This window comes from Flammeovirga sp. MY04 (assembly GCF_001682195.2).
Lineage (GTDB): Bacteria > Bacteroidota > Bacteroidia > Cytophagales > Flammeovirgaceae > Flammeovirga > Flammeovirga yaeyamensis.
This window is the reverse complement of record NZ_CP003560.2, coordinates 3,513,430-3,537,506: the sequence shown is the minus strand read 5'-3', so window position 1 is coordinate 3,537,506 and position 24,077 is coordinate 3,513,430. Positions and strand designations below refer to the sequence as shown.

General features: G+C 34.2%; 20 protein-coding genes. 10 read left to right on the top strand and 10 right to left on the bottom strand.

The window, feature by feature from the left end; genetic code table 11:
• Nucleotides 1-3: 3 nt before the first annotated feature.
• The 7 genes from MY04_RS14115 to MY04_RS14085 all read left to right on the top strand — a co-directional run bounded on the left by MY04_RS14115 (nucleotide 4) and on the right by MY04_RS14085 (nucleotide 8,190).
• Nucleotides 4-2,412 carry a 3-hydroxyacyl-CoA dehydrogenase/enoyl-CoA hydratase family protein gene (locus MY04_RS14115; RefSeq protein ID WP_066210540.1) on the top strand — a complete coding sequence of 803 codons (2,409 nt, stop codon included), beginning with the start codon at nucleotides 4-6 and terminating at the stop codon, nucleotides 2,410-2,412.
• Between the two features lie 47 nt (nucleotides 2,413-2,459).
• Nucleotides 2,460-3,638 carry an acetyl-CoA C-acyltransferase gene (locus tag MY04_RS14110; protein WP_066210538.1) on the top strand — a complete coding sequence of 393 codons (1,179 nt, stop codon included), beginning with the start codon at nucleotides 2,460-2,462 and terminating at the stop codon, nucleotides 3,636-3,638.
• An 86-nt stretch (nucleotides 3,639-3,724) separates the two neighbouring features.
• Nucleotides 3,725-4,372, top strand: coding sequence for a DNA alkylation repair protein (locus MY04_RS14105; RefSeq protein ID WP_066210536.1), 648 nt, complete (start codon nucleotides 3,725-3,727; stop codon nucleotides 4,370-4,372).
• A gap of 111 nt (nucleotides 4,373-4,483) precedes the next feature.
• The gene (locus MY04_RS14100) at nucleotides 4,484-5,452 is read left to right on the top strand and encodes a DUF6452 family protein (RefSeq protein WP_066210534.1); all 969 of its coding nucleotides are present in this window, start codon (nucleotides 4,484-4,486) and stop codon (nucleotides 5,450-5,452) included.
• On the top strand, nucleotides 5,433-6,257 hold the full coding sequence (locus tag MY04_RS14095) for a DUF6048 family protein (protein ID WP_066210533.1): 825 nt from the start codon (nucleotides 5,433-5,435) through the stop codon (nucleotides 6,255-6,257). Before MY04_RS14100 ends, MY04_RS14095 begins: the two co-directional genes overlap by 20 nt.
• Nucleotides 6,258-6,383: 126 nt before the next feature.
• The gene (locus MY04_RS14090) at nucleotides 6,384-7,106 is read left to right on the top strand and encodes an outer membrane beta-barrel protein (protein WP_066210532.1); all 723 of its coding nucleotides are present in this window, start codon (nucleotides 6,384-6,386) and stop codon (nucleotides 7,104-7,106) included.
• A gap of 4 nt (nucleotides 7,107-7,110) precedes the next feature.
• Complete coding sequence (locus MY04_RS14085; RefSeq protein ID WP_066210530.1) at nucleotides 7,111-8,190, top strand: PCMD domain-containing protein; 1,080 nt, start codon at nucleotides 7,111-7,113, stop codon at nucleotides 8,188-8,190.
• A gap of 47 nt (nucleotides 8,191-8,237) precedes the next feature.
• Here MY04_RS14085 and MY04_RS14080 read toward each other — a convergent pair whose 3' ends face one another.
• Nucleotides 8,238-10,703 carry a DUF6089 family protein gene (locus MY04_RS14080; RefSeq protein WP_084005889.1) on the bottom strand — a complete coding sequence of 822 codons (2,466 nt, stop codon included), beginning with the start codon at nucleotides 10,701-10,703 and terminating at the stop codon, nucleotides 8,238-8,240.
• Nucleotides 10,704-10,769: 66 nt separating this feature from the next.
• Nucleotides 10,770-11,423 carry an NAD-dependent epimerase/dehydratase family protein gene (locus MY04_RS14075; protein WP_066210526.1) on the bottom strand — a complete coding sequence of 218 codons (654 nt, stop codon included), beginning with the start codon at nucleotides 11,421-11,423 and terminating at the stop codon, nucleotides 10,770-10,772.
• 209 nt (nucleotides 11,424-11,632) lie between these two features.
• On the opposite strand from MY04_RS14075, the gene MY04_RS14070 reads away from it, so the two are divergent.
• From MY04_RS14070 to MY04_RS14060, 3 genes are read left to right on the top strand one after another with little or no spacing between them, the layout of a single operon-like run.
• A complete protein-coding gene (locus MY04_RS14070; RefSeq protein WP_066210524.1) occupies nucleotides 11,633-13,471 on the top strand; it encodes an ABC transporter ATP-binding protein in 1,839 nt (612 codons plus the stop codon).
• Nucleotides 13,472-15,322, top strand: coding sequence for a glycosyltransferase (locus MY04_RS14065; RefSeq protein WP_066210522.1), 1,851 nt, complete (start codon nucleotides 13,472-13,474; stop codon nucleotides 15,320-15,322).
• 1 nt (nucleotide 15,323) lies between these two features.
• On the top strand, nucleotides 15,324-16,397 hold the full coding sequence (locus tag MY04_RS14060) for a glycosyltransferase family 4 protein (RefSeq protein WP_084005888.1): 1,074 nt from the start codon (nucleotides 15,324-15,326) through the stop codon (nucleotides 16,395-16,397).
• On the opposite strand, the gene MY04_RS14055 is transcribed toward MY04_RS14060, so the two are convergent.
• The 8 genes from MY04_RS14055 to moeB all read right to left on the bottom strand — a co-directional run bounded on the left by MY04_RS14055 (nucleotide 16,394) and on the right by moeB (nucleotide 23,847).
• The gene (locus MY04_RS14055) at nucleotides 16,394-17,185 is read right to left on the bottom strand and encodes a DUF5672 family protein (protein WP_066210521.1); all 792 of its coding nucleotides are present in this window, start codon (nucleotides 17,183-17,185) and stop codon (nucleotides 16,394-16,396) included. The genes MY04_RS14060 and MY04_RS14055 overlap by 4 nt on opposite strands.
• 37 nt (nucleotides 17,186-17,222) lie before the next feature.
• A complete protein-coding gene (locus tag MY04_RS14050; protein WP_066210519.1) occupies nucleotides 17,223-18,251 on the bottom strand; it encodes a glycosyltransferase in 1,029 nt (342 codons plus the stop codon).
• Between the two features lie 13 nt (nucleotides 18,252-18,264).
• A complete protein-coding gene (locus MY04_RS14045; protein ID WP_084005887.1) occupies nucleotides 18,265-19,167 on the bottom strand; it encodes a hypothetical protein in 903 nt (300 codons plus the stop codon).
• A gap of 38 nt (nucleotides 19,168-19,205) precedes the next feature.
• On the bottom strand, nucleotides 19,206-19,961 hold the full coding sequence (locus MY04_RS14040; RefSeq protein WP_066210514.1) for a DUF4422 domain-containing protein: 756 nt from the start codon (nucleotides 19,959-19,961) through the stop codon (nucleotides 19,206-19,208).
• 8 nt (nucleotides 19,962-19,969) lie between these two features.
• Nucleotides 19,970-21,067, bottom strand: coding sequence for a UDP-galactopyranose mutase (glf, locus tag MY04_RS14035; RefSeq protein ID WP_066210512.1), 1,098 nt, complete (start codon nucleotides 21,065-21,067; stop codon nucleotides 19,970-19,972).
• A complete protein-coding gene (locus tag MY04_RS14030) occupies nucleotides 21,057-21,800 on the bottom strand; it encodes a polyprenol monophosphomannose synthase (RefSeq protein ID WP_066210510.1) in 744 nt (247 codons plus the stop codon). The genes glf and MY04_RS14030 overlap by 11 nt, the downstream gene beginning before the upstream one ends.
• A 73-nt stretch (nucleotides 21,801-21,873) precedes the next feature.
• Entirely contained in the window at nucleotides 21,874-22,734 is an 861-nt protein-coding gene (locus MY04_RS14025) for a glycosyl transferase (RefSeq protein WP_066210508.1), read from the bottom strand.
• Between the two features lie 42 nt (nucleotides 22,735-22,776).
• Nucleotides 22,777-23,847 (bottom strand): HesA/MoeB/ThiF family protein, encoded by a 1,071-nt coding sequence (gene moeB / locus MY04_RS14020; RefSeq protein ID WP_066210506.1) that lies wholly within the window; start codon nucleotides 23,845-23,847, stop codon nucleotides 22,777-22,779.
• Nucleotides 23,848-24,077: the final 230 nt, after the last annotated feature.

Below are 24,077 nucleotides of genomic sequence, written 5' to 3'. Positions count from 1 at the left end.
CCGATGAAGAAAAGAACTATCAGGAAAGTAGCAGTACTTGGCTCCGGAGTTATGGGGTCGCGTATCGCATGTCACTTTGCGAATGTAGGTGTCGAAGTTCTATTATTAGATATCGTACCTAGAGAATTATCAGAGGCTGAAGCAGCCAAAGGGCTTACTATGGAAAGCAAAGCTTTTCGTAATAAAATAGTAAACGATGCTCTTAAAACAGCTTTAAAATCAAAACCGGCTCCTGTATACAAAAAAGGAGTAGAAAGACTTATTACCACAGGTAACTTTACAGACGATATGTCTAAAATCGCATCGTGTGATTGGACCATCGAAGTAGTTGTGGAAAACTTGGATATCAAAAAGAAAGTATTCGAGGAAGTTGAAAAATACAGAAAGCCAGGTACACTGATCACATCAAATACTTCGGGTATCCCGATGAAATTTATGTGTGAAGGCAGAAGTGAAGATTTTGTGAAAAACTTCTGTGGTACTCACTTCTTTAACCCTCCGCGTTACCTAAGATTATTGGAAATCATTCCAGGCCCATCAACAGATCAAGATGTAGTCGATTTCTTGATGAACTATGGTGATGTTCAATTAGGTAAAGAAACTGTTTTATGTAAAGATACACCTGCATTTATTGCCAACCGTATTGGTGTTTACGCAATTATGTCGGGTATGCATACCATCCAAGAAATGGGATTATCTGTTGGTGAGGTAGACAAACTTACAGGTCCTATTATTGGTAGAGCAAAATCGGCAACATTCCGTACCAGTGATGTCGTTGGTTTGGATACTATGGTTAAGGTATCGAATAACTTGCATGCAGGTTTGCCAGAAGATGAATCAAAAGAACGTTTCGTATTACCTAAAATCGTTAGCGAATTGAACGATAGACAATGGTATGGCGATAAGACTAGGCAAGGTTATTACAAAAAGACAAAAGACGAGAAAGGTAAGAAAGTCATTCTTGAATTGAATCTTGAAACCTTCGAATATCAACCAAAAACTAGAGCGAAGTTTAAAGCTTTAGAGGCGGTGAAGGATATCGATAACCTAAGAAAGCGTCTTCCAATTCTTTTAAATTTTGAGGATAAAGCGGGAGATTTCTACCGTAAAACATTCTTTGATGTATTCCGTTACTGCTCGAACCGTATTCCAGAAATTGCGGATGAGTTATTCAGAATTGATGAAGCGGTAGCTGCAGGTTTTGCTTGGGAATTAGGTCCATTTGAAACATGGGATATTCTTGGAGTAAAAGATACTGTAGAAAAAATGGAAGCAGCTGGAGAAAAGCCTGCTGCGTGGGTGTACGAAATGCTTGATGCAGGTCATACTTCTTTCTATAAAAATGAAGGACGTCAGAGATATTATTACGATATCCCTACGAAATCATATAAAGTGGTTCCAGGTACTGAGTCTCTAGTGATGTTAGAAACACTTAGAGAAGAAAATGTAGTTTGGAGCAACCCAGGAGCAACACTATTTGATATTGGAGATGGCGTATTGAACTTAGAGTTCCATACCAAAATGAATGCCCTTGGACAAGAAAACTTGGAAGGTATCAATACAGCAATTTCTATCGCTGAAGATCAAGGATGGAAAGGTGTTGTGATTGGTAACGAATCTGCGAATTTCTCAGCAGGTGCTAACCTTGCCATGTTATTTATGTTTGCTTGTGATCAGGAATACGATGAAATCAACTTGATGATTGCTCAATTCCAGAAAACAATGATGAGAGCACGTTATTCTTCTGTACCTGTTGTTGCGGCCACTTCTGGCTTGGCACTAGGTGGTGGATGTGAGCTTTCGATGCATTGTGATGCTGTACAAGCACACGCCGAAACGTATATGGGTCTAGTAGAAGTTGGTGTTGGTTTAATTCCAGCCGGTGGAGGTACCAAAGAAATGGCACTTCGTGTATCGGATCACTTAAAATCGGGTGACCCAGAGTACAACCGTCTTCAAGATGCATTTATGAGCATTGCGACTGCTAAAGTAGCGACTTCAGCAGAAGAGATGAGAGACATGGGCTTCATGAACGAAGCATCGAGAATAACGCTTAACCGTAAACGTGTGATTGCAGATGCTAAAACAAGAGTATTAGAGTTATCCGCTCTTGGTTATGTAGAGAAAAATCAGCGTAAAGATATTAAAGTACAAGGTCGTGGTGGCATGGCTTTATTCGAAGCAGGTATTGCTGGAATGGAGTATGCAAATTGGGCTTCAGAGCATGATGCAAAGATTGCTAGAAAGCTAAATTATGTAATTAATGGTGGCGATTTATCATCACCAACTTATGTGTCTGAGCAGTATTTACTGGACTTAGAGCGTGAGGCATTCTTAAGTTTATCGGGTGAAAAGAAAACATTGGAGCGTATCCAGAGTATTATTTTCAAGGGTAAACCTTTAAGAAACTAATTTAATTCATCATCAAAAATTAACCACAGATCATTAATTAAAAGACAATGGAAGCTTATATCGTAGCAGGTTATAGAACAGCGATCGGCAAGGCGAAAAAAGGGGGATTTCGATTCACACGTCCTGACGATTTAGCAGCAGATGTTATCCAACATCTAGTCCAAAGTGTTCCCGCTTTGGATCCAACAAGAATCGACGACCTAATTGTAGGTTGTGCGATTCCAGAAGCAGAACAAGGTATGCAAATGGCGAGAATGATTTCGTTATTGGCATTTGCTCCAGATAATTTAAAAGTGCCGGGTGTTACAGTAAACCGTTACTGTGGTTCTGGTGTGGAAACAATCTCCATGGCGACTGCTAAAATTAGAGCAGGTATGGCCGATTGTATTATTGCAGGAGGTACAGAATCGATGTCGATGGTACCAATGATGGGATACAAAACGGGATTAAACTATAAGATAGCTACAGAAACACCTCAATACTACTTGAACATGGGATTGACGGCTGAGGAAGTAGCAAAAGAATACGGAATTGATCGTGATGAAGCAGATGAGTTTGCAGTAAAATCACACGAAAAAGCTTTGGCAGCGATCAAGGAAGGTAAATTTAAAGACGAGATCGTTCCAATTACTGTGAAAGAAACGTATTTGGAAGGAGATCGCAAAAAGACAAGAGAGTTTGTAGTAGATACAGATGAAGGACCTCGTCCATCGGATGTTTCTGGTTTAAGTAGATTAAAACCTGCCTTCAAACAAGGTGGTCAAGTAACTGCAGGTAACTCTTCACAAACATCAGATGGTGCTGCTTTTGTGATGGTGATGTCTGAGCGTTTGGTGAAAGAGTTAAAGCTGGAGCCAATTGCTAGAATGGTATCTTATGCATCGGCAGGGGTAGATCCAAGAATCATGGGTATTGGTCCTGTGGAAGCTATTCCAAGAGCATTAGCACAAGCGGGTCTAAAAGCATCTGATATCGAGCAGGTAGAATTGAACGAAGCCTTTGCTGCTCAATCTCTTGCTGTAATCAAAAACATTGATATCGATCCAAACATAATTAATGTGAATGGAGGAGCGATTGCTTTAGGTCACCCTCTAGGTTGTACAGGTGCCAAGCTATCTGTTCAATTATTTAATGAGATGCGTCGTCGTAATCAGAAATACGGAATGGTCACTGCCTGTGTAGGTGGAGGTCAAGGTGTCGCAGGTATCTATGAGTTATTGAAATAATATAGCCATAATATATAATTTGAAAGTTATAAAAGGAGCATTCTTCGGAGTGCTCTTTTTTATTTTATAAATGATATATTTATAAAATGAAGTTATCAGAAAAAACACAATCGATTTACGATCAAATTAATTCAGATACGACCAAATTGGGTGATATCAAAAAGTTGGCAAAGGAGATAAAGAAAGACCATGAAATGGCGTTGGAATTATGGACAATTCCGGAATTCTTTCCACGTCAATTAGCTATTTTGATATTCGATAAGGCAAAATTGGATCAAGAGGTCATTAATCAGTTAGATAAGGACATACAAGAACAACATCCTCAAAAGGAAAAAACACAAATGATTGATTGGTTGATGGCGAATCAATTAACCAAAAATAAAAAGCTGATTGGGTTGATGGAATCTTGGGAAAATAGTCCTTCGGCATTGCAGAGAAGATTATTCTGGTATTATCAAGCAAGATTGAGATGGACAGGAAAAACGCCACCTCCAAATTCTAAAGAGTTAATAGATAAATTAGAAGCTGATATACTAAACGAACCTCCTGAAGTGCAATGGGCTATGAACTTTACTGCAGCATGGATTGGTATCTACGAAAAAGAATATAGAGATCGTTGTATTTCTATTGGAGAAACTATTGGGTTATATAAAGAGGAGAAGGCGCCAAAAGGATGTACGCCGAATTATTTACCTGAGTTTATCAGAATTGAAACGTCCAAAAGAGGACTATAAGTGTCATAAGAAGAAGAGACAGTATCTTAATGTTTCTATCTTTTTGATTTTATCGAAAAGTTAACCTCAATAAATCCTTTTTTATTGAGAAATGACTTTTAACTTTGTTCTATGAACTTTAAAAACAATTTGAAGAGGTATGTATTATCTTTTTTACCTCTATTTATTTTTTTAGTAACACCTTCTTGTAGAGATTGTGACGCCTTTTCTAATCCATCATCATATGCATTAGGGGCTTTTTATGATAAAAATAATCCGACAACAGCAGTAAATATTACTTTTGAGTCGATTAATGGTATTGGGGGAGCAAATATTCCTCAGTTATCAAATCAAAAGATTTTATTGCCGTTGAAAGTAACTGAGCGTCAGACTGGGTTTTCGTTTATAACTTCAGGGTTGGCGGATACAACTTATATTGATTATTCGACATCAGTAAAAGTGAATGGTCCTGATTGTGGTGCTTTTGAGCAGTTTACTGGTTTAGGAGTATCAAGAGATCCTTCTCAACCCGGTCAATCGTCGTATAGTGGAGTACAAGGAGCATTGTTCGATTCTGTTGTAGTGGTAAATAATACGGTATCGGCCGATACTATCAATGAAAATATTCAATTTTTAATTGATATATGCGATGCTGATATTAAAACAGCTAGTAGAAATTTGATTGTTACTTTTTATGATATAAAAACGAATAATCCGAGAGAGTTACAGTTTACCTCTATACATGTTAAAGGTAGAGATTCAGATCCTATTTACACTGATGCAGATAAGTTTAGTACAATTAATTTACCATTAGAATCTGATACTACCACTGTATTTGAGTTTAGAATAGGTGAAGATGATAGTGACCCGAACACGATTACTCAGGAATTAAAAGTAAGATTTAATAATTCTACCGTAATAAATGATGATGAAACCGGATGTATTTTTACAAATGGTACAGGTTCGGTAACTTTGGTAAGTAATAATGTAGAAGGAGATAACTTTGTCTTTCCTATAGATTCTATTTTCCAAAGAATGGAAGTTGATAGAAAGACAGTAAACACTAATCCTGATTTCCCGAATGTTAAGTTATTTAATTAGAAATACATATTCATTTATTTTCATCTTGATGATGTGTTTATTCAATATCGAAGGATTTGCACAAACGTTAGATGATGATATTGATGCCGCAGATCAGGCAGCTGATTCTGCTTTAGTAGAGCAAGATACGACGGTTATCGATTGGCCTTTAAATAAGAAAGGTCAACCGAAAGGATCTGGTTACTTTGTTTTATCAGGTATCCGATTAGGAACAGATTTAAGACCACTTGTCACTTCATTAACAGATGAAGGAATGACTGCCTATACTTTTTATGGAGATGTTATGATTCGTAACATGTGGTATATTACTGCAGAATACGGTTATATGGATAGAACAAGAAGTAGTGTAGAAACTAATGTTTTTAACTATCAATCTGTAGGAAATTTTTATCGTTTTGGAATTGAATATAACCTAATGCGTCGTGCTTCTGTAGATAGTGGTTTGTCTATTGGTTTGAAATATGCGAATTCTAGATTCGATCAATCAGCAGATTACTACAGTACAGGAAATGGCTATTGGGATGAAGGGGCAACCTTAAAAAGTTTAACAGAGAAAAATGTGAATGTGGATTGGTTTGAGTTTGTAGTCAGTTTACGTTTAGCTTTATGGAAAGGCCTAACTGCCGACTTCGGTTTTGCCTACAATATCAAAAAAGACTTTCCTGATACTGCAATTACTAAAAATGATATCCCTGGTTGGTATTTCAATAAAGATGATCGTTCTAGACTTAATTTTCAATATCGATTATTATATAGAATACCTTTATTCCCAATTTATACTCAAGAAAGACCTAGAAGAAGATAGATATTTACTATCTTAAATTATATCTAATTGTATTAGGTTTTATTTCTCTTCAAAAACTATTTTGTAAAACCTGATCATCGGAGTTCGTTGAACTCGGATTTATACTTACTCTTTTTACAATCATTCATGAAAAAACTACTTTTTACAATCTTATTACTCTTTTTTGGAGGTTTCCTTTGGGCACAAGAAAGTTCGACTTCTGATGCAGACCCAAGGTTGTTAGATTTTAATGCTAATGAAAATAGAGGACAATGGTATACCTCTTTAACAGTTCAAGTGTCATCTAGTAATGCTACAGATGAAGACCAATTTATTAGGCAGCTACATTCACAAGACAATGGAAGCTTTGAAATAGGTACTCAAGGTGGTTATTTCATTAAAGACTTTTTTATGGTGGGGGTTGAATTTTCTTACAACCGTCAAGAAAAAGATGAAATCTATACTGCTAATAATATAAGAACTCATTTGAAATCAGTGGGTCAGGGATATTACATTGCACCATATATCAGAAATTATATTCCGTTATCAAAGAATAGAAGGTTTAGTATTTTTAATCAGACAGCTTTACAAGTTGGTTTTGGAACAAGTTTAAAACAAACAGAAGCTAATGAAGAAACTGATAAAGTAAAGACTGATCGAATTACATTAGGTATAGGTATTCAACCCGGTTTAGCCGCATTTATTACTGATGGTTTTGCTTTTGAAGCTTCAGTGGGTCTATTAGGATTAGAAATGGACCATAGTAAATCAGTTAAAAATTACACAGAAGAATCACAAAGAACTGATTTTGACTTAGACTTTAAAGTCAATTTATTACAAATTAAACTTGCTGTAGCTTATTATTTCTAGAGATATGAAAAAATTAAATTATTTGATGTTCACTGCTATGGTAGTTGTGTTTACATCTTGTATAGATTGGGATTATTTTGGTTTACTAAATGAAAATCAAATTATTATCTTTTCTTTAGAAGATCAAACGGGTTCTCCTTCAGAAATAGACTCAGTAAATTCATTAATAATAGTTCCAGTAAATAAAACTGCTGATCGATCGAACTTAGCTCCAACTGAAATTAAACTATCTAGTTTGGCTACTATTAAACCCGGAGTTGGAGAGAAACAAGATTTTAGAGATACAGTAACTTATGTTGTAACGGCTGAAGATGGCTCAATTCAGAATTGGAAAGTAATCGCGGAAGCTCAAAATGATGAAATACCAAATGCTGATTATGAGGAATGGTATACTGTAGGTTCATATCAACAACCTGGTCCAGGGAGTGAGTCAACAGGTGCACAATATTGGGATACTCCTAATAGAGGATCAAATACTGGAGGTCAAATTTTAGTTAATCCAGCGGATGGACCTACTGGTCAATATATTCACATGGAAACTAAAATTACAGGTCTTCCCCCACTAATAGAAGTCTTATCGGCTGCGAGTGTTTTTTCTGGGAAATTTACTGATGGTAGTTTAGATCTTAATAACCCAAGAAAGAACATCAACTTTGGTAGAAATTTTGGAAGTAAGCCAATTTCATTTTCTGTGGATTATAAATATACTCCTGGAACTGATTATAGAGTAAATAGTCAACCTTCAACTGGAAATGACGAGTGTGATATTTATGTATTGCTTCAAGTTCGTAAAGATGATGGAACGAGATTGAGATTAGGAACAGCATGGCATAGAAGTGGTGAGACGGTGTCTGATTGGACAAATTTGAAACTGGATATTCACTATGGAGAACTACCCGAAAATGCACCTTCTTACACAGGTTTAAATCAATATGAAGATGAAGTTGAAACTGGTTTTGCAGATGCTTCAGAGTTTCCGACTCATATAATTATAGTATATTCTGCAAGTGCTTTAGGAGATGATTTTACAGGTGCAGCAGGTAGTATATTAGAAATAGATAATTTTGCTCTTCAATATGAATAAGATTAAAAAAGCCTATCATAAATGAAAAATGATAGGCTTTTTTAGCTTTATTTTTTCGGCGCCAACTTAATATTATACTTCATCGTTTTCACCGTTCTAAATTTAGAAAGATCAGGAATAGCATAATTCTTTTTCTCAAATCCATCTTCTTCGACAAAGAAGAAATAACGCTTATTCTTATCGATTTCTAATTTGTAATTTCCTTCATTATCGGATTTTACATATAAGTTTTGTTCTTCGTTAGGAGATATAATCACTAGCTCTATATTTCTAAGCACTTCGCCCGTTTCTTTATTGGTTACTTTGCCATATAGTTTTACCTTTTTCTCTAAAGGTTCAATCACTAATGTCTGATCAATTTCGCCGACACCAAATATACCTACTGTAGATATTTCAGTTGCCTTCATACGTTTATAACCAAATGCTGATGGGAATATCTCGTAATTGGATTCGTTAGAAATATTAAATTCAAAGTAACCGTTATTATCTGTTCTTTTGGTCACTAAGGCTTTGGTCTCTTTATTTTTTAAGCTGACCATTATTTTAGCTAGAGGAGATTTGGTGTCTTTAGAAATGACTTTTCCTTTCAGTTTCATCTCTTCGACAACAAATAAGTTTTTATGATCATCAGTTAGTAATCTGGAAACATTTATTTCTTTTACATTTAACTGATAAATATCGTTGCCACCTTTACCGCCTAATCTATTAGAAGTAAAATATCCAACTCTCTTTACTGTATTTAAGATCAAACCATAATCATCGTATTCAGAATTGATTGGTTCACCTAAGTTGGCGATATCAAATGGCTGCCCATCTTTCATGATACATTCATAAACATCTAAGCCACCCATTCCATCATGACCATCAGAAGCGAAATATAAAGTACCATCTTGATGTATAAATGGACTAACTTCATCACCTTCACTATTAACCACTGGACCTGCATTAATGGGGTAAGTCCACTGACCTTTATATAAATAACTCACATAAATATCTGTACCACCATAGCCTCCATCCATATCAGATACAAAGTACATTAAGTTACCGTCTTTGCTAAAAGTAGGCTCGGAGATAGAGTAATGTTCGTTATTAAAAGGTAGTTCTTTACTTTCTTTCCATACGTTTTCACCTAAAATATCCATCAAAAATAGCTTGTGTTGAGCTACTTCTGTATTTGGTAAGTCAGCTGAATACATAGTTGCGATTACCTGCTCATCATTAATTTGAAAGGCAGAATGATGATGGAATTTGCTTAAGAAAGTAGTGTCAATGTTTACGGGACGTGTTTGCTCATTTCTGTATAAATCGTGCAAAGGCGCATAGTAAAGATTGTAATATGACTTTCTACTTCTTTTATTGAAATGTTTTCTATCGTTTCTATCCGTGGCATAAATGATTCCACCATAATAGAAGTTAGGAGACTTTTCAGAGCCTTCTGTATTGATAGCTAGATTTTGAATTGAATAGCGATCTTTGTACTTCGAAAATTCAGAATTATTTCTTGATGATGACTTTCTAGATCTTTTACTCCTATTCATCGACATAGGAATATAAGTTTCGTTGCTTTTATGCAGCCAAGATAAATCTTTAGGAGCCTTATTTTTTGATAATATATACTTTAGACGAAACGAAACAGTGCTATAACCATCATTTGTATTATTACTTCCTCTTTTGTCACCAGGGCTAAATCTTTGATCAGGAACTACCCTAGGTTGACCTGTAAGTACTGCAATACTTTCTCTTGAGCGATCAGCCATTGCAGCTGCTACTTGATTATTCCCGAAATGAACATCACCAACATAAGATCTACTGACATCGTCCAAGTAATCTGTTGAGGTAAACCGAGCCATCCATTCAACGCCAAGATCTAGTCGTTCGTTGATTTTAAAATTAGCACCAATACCAAAAGGGATGGCCAATGCAGAAGTTCCGTAAAGTGGTCTTGTATTTTGTTTTCCTTGTCCTTCTGTGCCTAGTGGTCTTAAATCCACCCAAGTATTTCCATATTGCATGGTGGTCATACCTTCTGGAGTATGAAAAAGCAAAGTTGCTCCTGTTACTACATAGGGGGAAACCAAACGTCTTTGTGAAAAGTGACCTGTATGAGGGAGAATATCTATTTGAACCAAACCAGATAACTGAAATAGATCGTTTCTGAAATGTAAATTTCTATTGTATTCAAAAGAGCCTATTTCTGCTGTTTGTGCGTCATCGCCGTTGATTCGGGTCCAACTTGCTTCTGCACGAACGGAGAAACGATGAGTTAACCTTTTTTCTAAGGCTGTACCAAAGCTACCTCCTTTCATATTCCACTGAGTAGAAAAAGGAGAACGGGAAGGAGTGAGGTCTCCAAAATAATTTCCCCATCCGCCAAAAATGGTCAAGGCCCAATGCTTATCCGTGGAGGGAGCAAAGTTTTTATTCACCTTATTTTGTGCTGACACAGAAAATGTAACTACAAGGGTAATTATAGAAGTAATTAGTAGTTTCAGACCGCTGTTGTAATAGTTCATAAAAAAATAGAAACTAAAAAGTGATAGTAGAAAGAAAGTTAAATAACAAACGATGAATATGTATGTCTATTGACCTAAAGATTGAAGTTGATCGGAAGTAAGAATATTGAGTTTTTTATTAGACTCTAAAGCTGTTTTAATCATACTTTTTGCAACTTTACTTCCATCAATTCCTTGATATTTTTTGGGGATAATAGGACGTAGTACTTTGTTAAGAATCTTACCTACATCCTCACCTAAACGATTTTCATCTCTTTCTCCAAGTAATAACGAAGGTTGGTAAATATTTAGTACATCAAAGTCTAACTTAATTAGATGATCTTGTACTTCACCTTTTACTTTATTGTAATAGACTTTTGAATTCTTATTACTACCCATTGCAGTAATCACATTAAATGAGTGTACATTTAGCTTTTTTGATAAATCAGCAAAGGCAAGAACATAATCGTGATCCACTTTATAAAAAGCCTCTTTTGACCCTGCTTTTTTCATAGTTGTTCCTAAACAACAGAAGGCATCATTAATCTCTTCTTTTATTTCTAATGTATCAATATTCTCCAAATGCGTGATCACCTCAGAAACTTTTGGGTGTGGTTTTCCTAAAGGACGTCTGGCAATAGAGATGATTTTAGAATAATTTTCATCATCAATGAGTTGTTCGATCAGCGATGTTCCAATCAAACCAGTTCCTCCGATAACAAGTGCAACTCGATGTTCCATATTATTATAAATGCTACTTTCAAAAATACAAAAATTATTGAATTGTATATAATCCCTTTTCATTTGTCACATAAAAGGGGTAAATCTTACCTATTCATTCGAAATCACTCGAATTATAGTTTTATTATATGTAGTGGTGTTTAGGTTATCGATTCAATCCTTACCTTTGTGAAAGTTTAAAATCAAAGAAAAGAAAGCTCAAAGAGCATATGAAAATTTACCAACGATTAATCAAAATAACCGGTAATTTTAGCGGTTTTATGATTCCTTATATTGCTGTAACATTATTAATGAGTTTGTTCAGTTTGTTGAATTTTACTATGATGATTCCATTATTGGATATGCTATTTAATAGTGAGACTTCATTCGAAATTCCTGAAACACCATTAACACTAGACCAATTTCAATTTGATGTTACTTTCCTAAAAGATTATATGTATCAAGAGTTTGGTACTTTGATGTTGGAACATGGTAAGTTAAGTGCTTTGATGTTGATTTGTGGTTTTACAATTATCGCCTCTTTTGCTACTAACATATTTAGATATATAGAAAGACGAATGGCGGAAGCTTACAGAAGAAACGCTGTAGCGAACCTAAGAACAAAGATTTTTAAGAAAGTACTTTCTTTAGATATTGGATATTTAACGAACAATAGAAAAAGTGACATCATTGCACGTTCAACAACAGATGTTGGTGAAACAGAGGTAGCATTTGGTTCAATTGTTACTTTTATCAAAGATCCAGTAATGTTGATCTTTTTCTTTGGAACATTGGTCTACTTATCACCTAAGATGACTTTGTTCGTATTCATGATTTTACCATTATCGGGTATTTCAATTGGTTTAATCTCACGAAAACTAAGATCAGTATCTCATAACCTTCAAGAAATCACTGGTAATTTACTTGGTGTTTTAGACGAGACAATTGTGGGTATGAGAGTAGTGAAAGGTTTTAATGCTGATAAATATGTATCAAAGTCTTTTGAGAAGAGTAACCAAGGTTACGTTCAGGAATACACAAAGTTTGCTTCAAAAAGAGAATTAGCTTCTCCACTTTCAGAAGCAATGGGCGTAATGTTCGTAGGTGTTTTACTTTATTTAGGAGGTACCATCGTACTTTCTGATGATCCGTCTTTATCGGCTTCAGAATTTATGGCTTACTTGGTATTATTTACACAAGTATTGAACCCTGTAAAAGCAATTTCGGGTAACATCTCAAGTATTCAACGTGGTATTGCTGCTACAGAAAGAATTTTTGAATTATTGGATGCCGAGTCCAAAATTAAGGATAAAGAGAATCCTAAAACATTAAATACCTTTGATAAAGAAATTACTTTTGAAAATGTACGTTTTGCCTATGAAGATAATGATGTCTTAAAAGGAATCAACTTCAATTTAAAGAAAGGGCAAATGTTAGCGTTAGTGGGGCCATCAGGTGGTGGTAAATCTACGATCGCCGATCTAATTCCTCGTTTTTACGATCCAAGAGATGGAAAAGTATTGATCGATGGTCACGATATTAAAGACTATTCATTGAATAGTTTAAGAGAACATATGGGTATTGTTACTCAGGAATCAATCTTGTTCAACGATACTATCTACAATAACATTGCATTTGGTGCCGAAACAACTTTAGAAGAAGTAATTAAAGCAGCCAAAATTGCAAACGCTCACGAATTTATTGAGAAAACAGATAATGGTTATGAAACAATCATTGGAGATAGAGGTTCTAAATTATCTGGTGGTCAACGTCAGCGTTTAAGTATTGCGAGAGCAATATTAAAAAATCCTGAAATTCTAATTCTAGATGAAGCAACATCTGCTTTAGATACAGAATCAGAAAAATTGGTACAAGATGCTATACAGCATTTAATGAAAGGTAGAACTGTATTAGTAATTGCCCATAGATTGTCTACAATTCAAGAGGCAGATAATATTTTGGTGATCAAGGAAGGTAATGTCATTGAAGAAGGAACGCACATTGATTTGATGAGTAAAGAAGACGGTGTGTATAAAAAACTTCAAGAGATGCAGGAATATACGCAATAGATGAACGGCAAAATAACAAACATATCTGCGGTGATGATATTAAAGAATGCTGAAAATTCTTTGATCACCACCTTAAACTCTCTCGAATTATTTGAAGAAGTTGTTATTCTTGATAATGGATCAACTGATAAATCTTTAGAAATAGCCGCAATGTATAACAACGTTAAGGTATTTCATTCTGAATTTATTGGATTTGGACCATTAAAGAATAAGGCTGCCTCTTACGCATCAAATGATTGGGTTTTTTCTATAGATTCTGATGAAGTTCCTGATGAGCAATTACTTGGAGAGATTAGGAATTTTGATCTAAATAAAACAGATACTGTTGGAGTTATTCATCGATCAAATGAATACTTAGGAAAAGTAATTTCAGGAACGGATTGGGGAAATGAATATGTCACTCGTCTTTATAACAGAAAAGTGACTCAATTTACCAATGCGGAAGTTCATGAGACTATTGAAACAAAAGGTTTAAATAGATTTATATTCAAAGGTGTATTGTTGCACGAATCTTATACTTCTGTTGATGAGATCATCACTAAGATGCAACTCTACACAGGCTTATATGCTAAACAAAATGCTGGTGAGAAAAAGGTTTCAGCAGCAATGATACCTCTTAAAGCATTGTTTGCCTTTTTTAGAAGTTACTTCCTTAAGAGTGGATTTATGTTTGGTTGGAGGGGTTTTTTAATCTCTTCATATATTGGTATTGATGTATTTTTTAAATACTTCAAGCTTTACGAACTGAATTATAAAAACAAATACTATTCGAATAAGAAACGAGTATTAGTCGATTTTGAACGCCTTAAATATCCAAATTGTGGTTTAGGACAGGTAAGTATTAATTTCTCTAATCAGCTTACACAAATAGAGGATGACTCAATTCAATGGGAATTCCTTTTGTCTTCTAAGGATAGGAAAAAGTTTATTCTAAATAAAAGCGGGATATTATTTAGAATACATGATCTTTTTACCAAAAATGGAGTAAAAGCAGTGGATGAAGATATTGACTTATTCCATCTTACACATCAAATAATCAATTACAAGGCAGATCACTCTAAAAAGAGTATTTATACTATTCATGATTTAAACTTTTTGGAAGAAAAAAGTGAACAGCAATCACAAGCAACCATCAAGAAAATACAAGCTGCAGTAGATCGATCTGATGTGATTACTGTAATCTCTGAATTCACTAAAAGTATTGTTACCAAACACCTTGATATCCCTGCAGATAAACCTATAAAAGTAATCTACAATGGTGTGAAATCACCTATTTTACCAGAAAGTAATCCACCTGTGAAAGTAGATGATTCACCTTTTTTCTTCACTATTGGAACGGTGATGCCAAAGAAAAATTTCCATGTTTTGGTGGAAATGATGGCTCATATAGACGAAAAGTACAAGCTTTACATTGCTGGTAATCCAGAAAAAGCAAAGTATGTTCAAAAGATAGAGGATATCATTCAGAAAAATGGTTTGCAAGATAGAGTGATTCTTGTGGGACCTATTTCTGACGAAGAAAAATCATACTTATTCAAGAATTGTGAAGGGTTCTTTTTCCCTTCTTTATTGGAAGGTTTTGGTTTACCTATCATTGAGTCTATGTATGCACAAAAGCCTACATTCTCTTCCAATAGAACTTCTCTTCCTGAAATAGGTAAAGACCATGTGTATTATTGGGACAATTTTGATCCATTAAACATGGCACAAGTGGTAATGGATGGATTAAAAGATTTTAATGACAATAAAGAAGAAAAGCAAAAAGAACTCTTAGACTACGCCTCTCAATTTACATGGGAAAAGAATGCTGAAAAGTATCACCAACTTTACAAAGAACTGTTAGAATTATAAGATGAAAAAAAAGGTACTGATTGATCTTGATAAACTTAAGATCCCTTATTGTGGCTTGGGTAATGTAGCCATCAATTTTGGAAACAAGCTATTTGATATTCAACAAGATGAATTCGAATGGGAAGTTTTAGTATCAGAAACTCAGTCAGTAAGTCATTTAGATTATTCTAATTTTTCAATTCAAAAGCTATCCTTATTAAAAAAGAAAAATATTCGAGCTTTTGATAAGTCGGCTGATTTGGTCCATGTTACCAATCAAATGATCAAATACTTTGTGTCTAAGGGAAAGAAAAACATAGTGACAATCCATGATTTGAACTATGTTTACGAAGAACCCGAAGAGATATATTCAAAGAAATTACAAAAGTTACAGCGTCATGTAGATAACGCAACATTGATTACTGTAATCTCTAATTTCACTAAAAAAGTAGTTGAAGAATACCTGACTATCCCGGAGGGAACTGAAATAATTGTAGTCCCTAATGGTGTAGAACCGCCTCAAAAAGGCAATGTAAGTAAACCTTCTCAGGTAAGTTCAGACCGTTTCTTCTTTACGATTGGTACAATCATGCCGAAGAAAAATTTTCACGTATTGGTGGAAATGATGAAATATATAGGAGATGATTATCATTTATATATCGGAGGTCAACTCTCCAAGCCTGAATATGTTGAAACTATTAATTCTTTGATAACCGAACATGGATTAGAGGATAGGGTGAAATTATTAGGAGAAGTAACTACGGAAGAAAAAAACTATTTGTATCATAATTGCTCTGGTTTTTTATTTCCTTCTTTATATGAAGGTTTCGGCTTACCAATAATTGAAGCAATGTATTGTGGTAAACCTGTTTTTAGTTCTAACCTAACAAGTTTACCAGAAGTAGGTGGTGATATGGCATGTTATTGGGAGAATTTTGATCCCCAATATATGGCTAATATAGTAAATGAAGGCTTAGCTAAACATCTTCAAAATGAAGAAGCTAATTCCCAAAAATTAATTGATTATGCTTCTCAATTTACTTGGGAAAAGAATGCACAGGCCTATTTTGAATTATATGAAAAGCTACTGTCCTAGAAAGAATAACCTTCAGCTTCAATAAAGGGTTTCCAAAGATCAAAATCGTCCTTCCACCAAGCATGAATACCCATAGGAAGTCTTTCGTTATGATATTTAAATACTTCTTTTGCTCTTAATTCCATTCCGAAATCAAGTGCTTCATCTGGAGTTGGAACAGTAAAGTAAGGAAAAGATTTTGAAGAGTTCTTCCCAAAAAACATATCCTCATTTTTATCACTGTTTTTATAAACAGACCAATCATTTTTTCTTAATCGGAATAATGCATACCAACTACTAAATCGATTGCCGTCAAAAGAAAAAAGTGTTTTCGTGAAAGATGAAGTTTCGTTTAATACCTTAAGGTGATCATCAATTTTTCTCAGTGAAAAACCTCCGTTACCTACATATTTAAACCAAATAGAATCTGAACCATCATTTTCTGGCCATGGAGCACCTACATATGAATAATTCCTATTACACCAATCGTCTAATTCATCTCTAAATATGAAGCAGTCTGTTTGATAAATAAGCATGAATTTATAGGCATCAAAAGCACTGTAAAACTCCTCAGAAACCATCAGACGGTTATAGCCTTTAATATCTTGAAAGTAATTTTTATTGAAGTATTTTATATTAAAGTCTTCCTGACAAACTGATTGATAATATGAAATATCTAACCCTTTTGGAGCTATAAAAAAAATATCTCTTTGATGTAATACTTTCAATCCTTGTTGTAAAGAAATTTTTTCAAGATCAGTTAAGCTCTTTTTATAAATAGGGATGACTACAACGCAGTTATTATTCATGTTATTTAAGTAATTTCTTTATTAATAATTCGTCAAATTATTGAAAAATCATTTTTAAAAATTTTTGATAAAGATTTTGAGCCGTGGGTAAATATTGATTTTCTTCAATCACCACTTCATTAAAAATTTGCATTACCTTTTCTGGAGAAAACTGTTTGTAGGCATCGTAATTCTTCTTTGGTAATGATTTAGCATTGAATAAAAGTTTTTTACAAGAAGATTTATCGTGGTATAAATAACACTCATCTCCCAAAATATCTAGATGAGCATTGTCTTTTTTACTTTTAGAAGTAAGTACATTTTTTCCTAGAATATGGAATTCTGCAATGGCTAAACCAAATGTTTCACCTTCAGATCTAGCATGTAAATAGGCATCACAAGTATTGATAAATGTAGCCTTTTCCTCTAAGGTATAAATAGGATCTAAATGTATCACTCTAGGATGATCGAAGAACTTATTCGTGTTAGCAAACAAGATGTAAAGGTTTTCGTCTTCTTGAACAGCTTCTGTAATCGCCTCATGTACAAATTTAAGATCAAAAGTTGTTGCCCCACCATATCTTCCAACGACAGTAGCGTCTTTAGGAATTCCTAATTTTTCTCTTAAGTCGGTATTTACTTCAGGCATATGAATGATATGCGGAACATATGAAGAACGGAATTTTCCTCTTTTGCGGGCTAAATACTCTGAAATATAAAAGTAATCGTCCCCGTAAGGTTTGTAATAATCGAATACTACATGTATAGCATTTCGATATCCATTATATAGTTCATGATCCTGTTTTCCAGCTCTCAAAAAATAGATACAATCAGGTTTAATATAATCTATTATTGATTGTGCATCATCATGAGAACTATAGCCTGACATTCGGTCATCAAATTGAGTTTTAAACTTTTTGAATACTTCATCATCATGTGTTTCATGCTTTGCATTATTTTCTAATGAATAAATGATATAAGATGTATTACCTAATATCGTTTCATTAAAATAGGCATAATCATATATAGCGACTTCTGTTCCTCGTCGACTAAAACCATTAACACTGAAAACTATTTTTTTTTGCATGAAATTGGATCAATTAGAATTGGTATTTTTTAGCTGAAAACTTTTTCGAGTTCTTGTATATATTTCTTCTAAACGCGAAAATATATTCTGATAGATTAATAGGTTTGGGATCTATTTTCGTTTGAAATAAATGAGGATAATCCTTATAGATATCAGCAAACATTGTCTCCTCAGGAGGGATACAATCGATCCATATTCCTTTTCTCATGAATAAATCCGTAGGGAATTTTAAGCAATGCTTGATATGCTTATGCGTGATAAAAGGCTTCTTATTAAACTCTTGGTGAGAGAAGCTTTTTAATTTATACACATACATTTCAATATCATTTCCGAAAACATAAGACATATGTGCCGATTTATCATTCTTAGGATCATACTCTATATGATCAAAATCAGATGATTTTCGGATCTGATCTAATGTTTTGTCACTGTTCTTGATTTCTTTAAGATTAGAGACAAAAGTTAAATCAAAAATTGAGTTTGTTTTATAATTAAAGAAATAGTTATAATGTGGGATATCTATTTTCAATATTTTATCAAAACTCTTATTGCGATCTAACAATTTGATATCATAAAATTCATCAAGGTCGGCAATGAATATAGTATCTTCATCATTTGCTTCGGTAAGACCTCTCATAATTGCATTTCTATGAGTTACCTCGTTTTCCCAAGCATCCGCAGAAGTTAATTCATTTTCTAGTTTGATATAGATAATCTTATCTAAGAATTGACTGTATCGATCTTTATTTTCTTCAAAACAAAAACCTTTTTCCTTTCCAACGAAACTTTGATTACACTCAACAATTACAAAATGATCAACATGTTCATAGTATAACTTAAGCCTAATTTCAAGTAAATCAAGTTCATTGAATAACATGAAACAATCGTATATTTTTCTCTCTTGTGTAGTGTTCATTTGAGTAACCTGTTAAGAATAATATGTCGTTAAAAGTTTTAGTCTTCTATAAAAGCAATTTGGTAATGTTTCACTTTATAAACGTTGTGGTGAAAGTAAATATTTGTCAACCTTTCCGCTAAGAAGCCAATTGTTCTGTTTTGATATGATTCTTGTCGAAATTGAATACGCTTTTCAATTTCAAAAATGATATCAAACATCCAAGTCATAAATTGTTCAAAAATTTCCGGCTTGGTAATAAACATATTGTAGATATAACAATATGTTGGAATCCTATTTTCTATTTCATCTACAGTTGCCTTGTACTTAGGGTACTTATTTAATAGCACATCTATCATGATGTCCCAGTCTTCCTCATGATGACTATTTAGATATTGTGATTTAATAGAAAGGTGTTTCCAATATTGTTTTCTAGGAAGAATTACATCGTACTTTTTTAAGTCAGATTTGATCTGATCTCCCAAATTCTCGTGATAAAAATTTAGAATATCACCTTTTTTATAAGTATCTGCATTTCTATACTTATCAAGAAATAGATTTACTTTATTGAAGTTAAAAAACCTTCTATAATGACATATACCAATAAAATCTGATGCTTTATAATTATAGTTTTTCCAAATCCAATACAATCCCGTCAGTTCGTTTACATATTTGTTCTTTTCAGAAATATGATCACCGGTGTTATCACCTAAAATATATAATTCTTTATCAGAAATCTCTTTCCCACAATGTAAAGGTTGAAAAGTAGCATTTTTTGCGAAAGGGAATTCTTTATGATGGATTACAAAAATCATAGACCTAATTATTTTTCAGCTCGTTTTAATGCAGAAGCAATCACTTGATGCATATCGTAATATTTGTATTCAGCCAGACGGCCACCAAAAATTACATTATTTTCAGCTTCCGCTAGTTTTTTGTAGCGATTATATAGAGAAGAATTTGTTTCGTCGTTAACAGGGTAATAAGGCTCTTTATCTTTGTCCCACTCTTGAGGATATTCTTTAGTTATTACCGTTTTATCTTGAGTGCCATACTCAAAATGTTTGTGTTCGATAATATGAGTGTATGGAACTTCTCTTTCAGTATAGTTTATTGCTGCTATACCTTGATGGTTCGCCTTGTCTAAAGTTTCCGACTCAAAGCGAAGACTTCTGTAATTCAAATAGCCCAATTGATAATCGAAGAACTCGTCGATTTTACCAGTATAGACCACTTTAGTACCCATTTCATCAAAAGATGATTTGTTCTCGAAGTAATCCGTATTCAATTGAACATCGATACCTTCCAATAAGCCATCAATTAATTTATTATATCCACCAATAGGAATACCTTGATATTTATCGTTAAAGTAATTGTTACCGTAAGTATATCTTACCGGCAATCTTTTGATAATAAATGATGGAAGATCTTTAGCATTTCTTCCCCTTTGTTTTTCAGTATATCCTTTGATTAAGCGTTCGTAAACATCATTTCCTACTAACGAAATAGCTTGTTCCTCTAAATTCTGAGGCTTTTTGATGTTTAACTCTGCTTTTTGTTCTTCAATTTTTTGTTTTGCTTCTTCTGGAGTTTGTGTTCCCCAAAATTGATAGAAAGTGTGCATGTTAAAAGGCAGGTTGTATAAAGTGCCTTTATAGTTTGCTAGAGGAGAGTATCTAAAATGATTGAATTCCACAAATTGATTCACAAAATCCCATACTTCTTTACTGTGGGTATGGAAAATATGGGGTCCGTATTTATGAACATTAATGCCTTCAACATTTTCACAGTAGATGTTACCACCTTTGTGGTCTCTTTTGTCAATAACAAGACATTTATGCCCTGCTTGATTCATTTTGTAGGCGAATACAGCTCCAAACAGACCTGAACCTACAATAATGTAATCATACTTAGTTTTCATAGCGATGAAATTTTCGGAAGTAACTTCTAATTTTTAAGAAAATTACCCCAAAGAAAGCTTCTTTAAATATTTTAGTGGACATCTTTGATTCACCGCGAGTACGGTCTGTAAAGATGATCGGCACTTCTTGAATTTTGTATCCGTATTTCCAGGTTTTGAATTTCATTTCGATTTGGAAAGCATACCCTACGAAATGAATTTTATCGTTATTAAGGAGTGTTTTTAAGACTCTGTTAGTGTAGCATTTAAAACCTGCAGTTGTATCGTTAATTGGTAATCCAGTAATAAACTGAACATATTTACTAGCAAAATAGGACATTAAAACTCTTCCCATTGGCCAGTTTACTACATTTACTCCCGATTTGTATCGAGAACCAACAGCCATATCGTTCCCCTCTTCTTTACACGCTTTGTAAAGTTTAGGTAGGTCGTTAGGGTTATGAGAGAAATCAGCATCCATTTCATAAACGTATTGATAATCTCTTTCCATTGCCCATTTGAAGCCATGAATATATGCAGTACCTAAACCATTTTTTTCGGTTCTTTCTTCCAAAAACAAACGGCCATCAAATTCTTGCATCAATTCTTTTACTTTTGCTCCTGTACCATCAGGGGACCCATCGTCTACAATTAGCATGTCGAAGGGTGTATCGAGATTCATAACTGCTCTGATGATCAGTTCAATATTCTCGATCTCATTATATGTTGGTGTTATTACTAGATTTTCTTTCACGATGCAAAGATATGTTTTTGTTTGTTAGGATTAAAGAATGAAAAGTAGGTTGTCCTTAAATAAAGAGAATGAATTATATTTTAATATAATTTTTATACTCACCAATAATATATCCTCCTGTCAGTTTCATCACAAACTGTTTTACTTTCTCCTTAAGTGAATAGTTTTTGATACTAATATCTTGATCAAATTTCCAATTCTTTTTTTGAATTCTATTATGCATCACTTTAGGGTGAGAGCCATCAAAAAGATCTAAAGAATCGATTTCAGAATAATCGAACTCAGCACCTTCAATTGATGGTGTACCGTTGTTGTATAATGAACTGAAGTTACTTTGCTTAGCCATCATTTTTTCTGGAGGGCGTACCCAACCATAATGATAAATGAAAGCATCAATAGGTTTTACCCTTAACTTTTCGTTATCTCCTTTTCTGAATCCTTGTGCATCACGGTATGAATATATTTCAGGATTATTTTTAATCACACGAATTTCATGTCGATACCATTTAGTGGAAGAACCAATATAATCATACGATCCATAAAAGTGTTTGTATTTAAAAAGTAAGCCATCGACATTTTTATCGTCTTTGTATTTTAACATGGCTTCTTTTACAGTAGGGATAAAGTCTTCGTGTAGAGCTTCGTCTCCTTGAATATAGAAACACCAATCGGTGTCTTTAGAAATCTCTTTAAATGCTTTGTTAGTTTCGTCGGCTAAGACACTACCGCCTGTTTTTAAAGATTCGTCCCAAACTGTATCAATAATTCTGATTTTTGGGTCAATGTTTTCTATAAGTTCTCTTGTTCCATCATCACAGTTACCAACAGCAACAACAAATTCATCACAAAGTGGTAAAATTGATGTAATTGCTTCTAGAACAGGATAATCGTACTTAATGGCGTTTTTTATAAAACTAAAACCGGTTACTTTCATTTGCTACAGTCATTTACAGACTGCAAAGATATTAGCTTTTGATTATAATAACTCCATACCTCCTTTTAAACTGAAAATATTAGGAGAATTTAGGGCATTTTCTTTAAAGATATCGACTGCCATCATACTTCTTTTTCCAGATTGGCAATAAAAGACTACGTTTTTAGCTGTAGGAATTTCATCGATGCTATCCTCTAGGTCTGCTAGTGGAATGTGAATACCTCCAATATCATCAATTTCTCTTTCGTAGGTTTCTCTAACATCTACCAACACTGTTCCCTCTTCTGTGAGTAACTCCTCCAATTGTGAATAAGTGATTTCGATATCATCATCAGGAACCGCACAAAAATCAAAATTATAATCACCCAATGTGGATATGTTGGCAACTTTTGGGTTTTTCTTAAATCTGAGCGTTTGAAAACTCATATTTAAGCCATTTATCAACAAAAGCTCGCCACTTAAACACTTACCAACATTCGTGATTAGTTTTACGACTTCTGTTGCCTGCATTGTCCCCAATACACCTACCATCGCTCCAACCACTCCAATTTCATTACAGTTTGGCGCTTCTTCAGCAGAAGGAGGATTAGGAAAAATGCAACGATAGGTCGGCCCGTCTTGGTAATTAAAAACAGAAAGTTGCCCATCAAATCCTTGGATAGAAGCTGATACTAAAGGCTTATTCTGAATCACACAAGCATCATTGATAAGATAACGAGAAGAAAAGTTGTCGGTACCATCCACTACAATATCTGCTATAGCGATAATCTCTAAGGCATTTTCTTTATTGAATTGCTTTAGAATTGTCGTCACTTTCACATGTGGATTCATGGCATTTAACCTTTTCTGAATCACTTCAGCTTTCGGTTTTCCGACATCCTCTGTCGTAAACATAATTTGACGTTGAAGATTGGAAATCGATACTTCGTCATGATCCACCAAAATAATATGTCCAACCCCTGCTGCTGCTAAGTATTGAGAGACTGGGCATCCCAAGCCACCAGCTCCAATAATTAAAACAGTGGCATCTTTCAATTTTTGCTGTCCTTCTACACCTATTTCTTTTAAACGGATGTGTCTGTCGTATCTTTTGTATTCTTCTTTTGTCAACATGTCTACTTATATATTATCTGCTATTTTAGCATGATTCAGTCTGCGTACCCTGTCTGTGTATACGGTTTATGTATCTAGTCTGTGTAGTCTGGTCTATGTATCTAGTCCGTGTCCGGTCCGTATATCCATTCTGTGTAACCGGTCCGTGTACCGAGGGGCCAAGGCCACCTCGTTGAAGACAGGGATGTAACATAATTTGCATTAGGTTTAAACTCATCGACAAAGTAACG